The following is an 846-nucleotide window of genomic DNA, read 5'->3' as shown; positions in this document are numbered from 1 at the left end:
TGAGCCACATACATCGCATGGGTGACACCATGTCCTTGTGAATGGTTGGCTTTAGCGTAAAACGCCTCGATATCTGAGAACGGAAATGTCGCATGACCATGCTCATTCTTTTGCGCATTATCAACCGACCAGGTAAAGCTCACCGTTTGATTTATGCGGTCAAAATACACCTCACGTCGAGGTAAAATGTAGCGCGCTAAAATAGGCCCGAAGTTAAGAAAGAAAATATTCCAAAAAATCGTCGCAAACAAAAGAATCCAAGGATATTGCATATTATCCATTATCAGAACACCGAATATCGCCATTACAGATGCAAAAGTTCCTGTTGCTCCCAGTAATATTGGCCCTAGCGTTAACGCAAGCATCGCATCATTTGCTTTTTGAAAGGGTAAATATCTTGCTCTGTTTTCTCGGTAAGTGGAGTTTGATGATTTTTGTCTAAAAATGATCATGTTCACAAGCGATAACCCCATAATTCCTTTATACTCAAAAAGATGAGACCCTATATACTGCTTAAAGTTTTGTGACGCTTCGATTGTTCTTGCATTCATTTTTGCGAATCTATACGAAATAGACATTGATATCCTTATCTTTCAATGTTGGCCTAACAGTCAGTTTTTATAAATCAATCATTAAAAATGAGGTGAATTTTTGCCACGCTGTCTTACCAAATTTAATTTCACTTTCTGGTTTTATATTTTCTGCATATTTCCAAGGAAACTTAAAAATTTCAGGTGGATTGAGCTTTTTGATTGGTTTACCCATTAGTAAATTATCTAGTTGCTCATCATCATTAAATTCTTTTAAAAGTTCATCATCTGCTTGGGTCATTTGCTTTAAAAATGA

At 36.4% G+C, this 846-nt stretch carries 2 protein-coding genes; both read right to left on the bottom strand.

Annotated elements, in window-relative coordinates:
* The coding region (locus JIG41_RS17725; RefSeq protein ID WP_199525189.1) for a hypothetical protein at positions 1 to 578 on the bottom strand (578 nt) is incomplete at its 3' end.
* A gap of 40 nt (positions 579 to 618) precedes the next feature.
* On the bottom strand, positions 619 to 846 hold a 228-nt coding region (locus JIG41_RS17720), incomplete at its 5' end, for a hypothetical protein (RefSeq protein WP_199525188.1).

This window comes from Pseudoalteromonas sp. bablab_jr011 (genome assembly GCF_016464045.1).
Lineage (GTDB): Bacteria > Pseudomonadota > Gammaproteobacteria > Enterobacterales > Alteromonadaceae > Pseudoalteromonas > Pseudoalteromonas lipolytica.
Note: the sequence above shows the minus strand (reverse complement) of the source record. Positions and strands in the feature narration are given on the sequence as shown.